Below are 2,118 nucleotides of genomic sequence, written 5' to 3' on the forward strand. Positions count from 1 at the left end.
GAACCCGCCCCCGCAGACGGATATCGCCTTCCGCAGGTCCTTGACCGTCTTCTCGGCGTCGCCGGGCCCGTACGAGGAGAGCCGGATGATGCCGGAGACGCCCGCGTCCTTCCCCGAGGCCGCGGCGTAGCTCCGGTAGACGGAGTTCCGGGGCGCCGGATCGAAGCCGGTGCCCATCAGCGCGGCCAGCGGTTGGCATCCGGGCTTCAGGGCCTTGGCCTCCTTGTCCCCGTTGAACTCCCGCTCCGTCATCTTGCCGATCCCGTAGCCCTTGAGGCCGGCGCCCTTGAGGTCGGCCTTGACCAGCGCAGCCCGTTCCAGGGCGGACGCGGACAGCGGCTCCGCCGAGGCGCCCTCGCCCTGGGCGACCTTCTGGTCCTTGCCGCCGCCTCCGTCGCCCCCGGAACCACCGCATCCGGTCACCAGCCCCAGTGCCGCCAGGACCGCCGCCGCGGTGAGCACGCTCCGCGCTCCGGATGTCATCACGTCTCTGCCCGCCCTCGGTTGACGCCCCCGCGTTCCTTCGGGCCATCCAACAACGGGGGCCGCCGTGAACCAAGGGGTCGCGAACAACCTCTGCGGGCGCGGACTCGCCGTGCGGACGAAGGTTGTACAGCTCACACTGAATGTGGTGCATCCCATATCACCACATGCATAAGCAACTTTTCCGCCTCCAGGCTGTCTTACCGACCGATCGCTCCGCAGTTCACTCCATATCGGCATCACACCGGCGGCACACACCGGAGGGGAGGGCACGTCGCGGCAGACCTACGGGCCGCGCGTACATCACCATGAAGATCGCTTTTCTGCTGCACAACGCCTATGGGATCGGCGGCACCATCCGGTCGACGTTCAATCTGGCCGGGGCGCTGGCCGCCCGCCACCGCGTGGAGATCGTCTCCCTGATACGCACCATCGACACCCCGGGCCTCCCCCTCCCCAGAGGCGTGCGGATCAGACCCCTGATCGACCAACGCCCGGACGCCCCGCGCGAGTCCAGCGACCTCGGCAACCCGCTGCTGAAGCAGGTCAGCGCCCATGTCCCGGCCGCGGAGTCCAAAGGCACCGTCAACTTCAACGCGCTCACCGACCAGCGCCTCGCCGCCTATCTGGCCGACACCGACGCCGACGTCGTCATCGCCACCCGCCCCGGGCTGGTGATCTGCCTCGCCGCGCTCGGGCAGGAGGGCCGCTATCTGCGGATCGGCCAGGAGCACCGGCTGTACGAAACCCACCGCGCCGAGATCCGCACCGCCTGCGACGCCGCCCTCGCCCGGCTCGACGCCAACACCTCCGTCTCCGAGGCCGACGCGCAGACCCACCGCGACCGGCTGCCCGGCATCCCCACCCTGCTGACCGGGCTGCCCAACTGCGTGCCCGCCACCGGCATCCAGCCCTCCGACGGCAACGCCAAGCTGGTCGTGGCCGCCGGCCGGCTCATCCCGGTCAAGCGCTACGACCTGCTGGTCAGCGCCTGGGCCACGGTCGCAGCCAAACACCCCGACTGGCATTTGAGGATCTACGGCCGCGGCCCCCAGGCGCCCGCCCTCCGCCGCCAGATCGACGAACTCGGGCTCGCCGGGCACATCACGATGATGGGCGCCCACTCCCCCATCGAGCCCGAATGGGCCAAGGGCGCGATCGCCGCCGTCACCTCCCGCGAGGAGTCGTTCGGCATGACGATCGTCGAGGCGATGCACTGCGGGGTGCCCGTCGTCGCCACCGACTGCCCGCACGGGCCCGGCGAGATCATCACCAACGGCCACGACGGGCTGCTGGTCCCCGTCGGCGACGCCGACGGCATCGCCAAGGGACTGCTCACCCTGATCGAGGACGACGCGCTGCGCCGCTCCATGGGCGAGACGGCGCGGATCGCGGCGCAGCGGTACGCACCGGCGCGCCTGGCCACCGCCTACGAGGAACTCTTCGCCGAACTCTTCGCCCGGCGCGGCCAGTCGCCCCGCACCGGACCCCGGCCCGCAGCCGCGGTGCGCGCCTTCGGCTCCCACGCCCATCGTCCGGCCCTGCCCCGGAAGACCTTCAAGAGCGTGGTCAAGCAGCTGATCCGCAAGCCGCTGCGCCCGGTCGCCTCCTGCCGCGTCGACGCCGACGGCACCA

General features: G+C 71.1%; 1 protein-coding gene and 1 pseudogene. One reads left to right on the forward strand and one right to left on the reverse strand.

Translation table 11 applies throughout. The features are described 5' to 3' along the window. Window positions 1-483, reverse strand: a pseudogene (locus tag SSOG_RS53700) (hypothetical protein); the annotation flags it as partial. A gap of 308 nt (window positions 484-791) precedes the next feature. Between SSOG_RS53700 and SSOG_RS18885 the strand changes: the two are divergent. After that, a partial coding sequence (locus SSOG_RS18885; RefSeq protein ID WP_009715848.1) for a glycosyltransferase family 4 protein occupies window positions 792-2,118 on the forward strand: 1,327 nt, incomplete at its 3' end.

Origin of the sequence: Streptomyces himastatinicus ATCC 53653, from assembly GCF_000158915.1 — a bacterium.
Classification (GTDB): Bacteria; Actinomycetota; Actinomycetes; order Streptomycetales; family Streptomycetaceae; genus Streptomyces; species Streptomyces himastatinicus.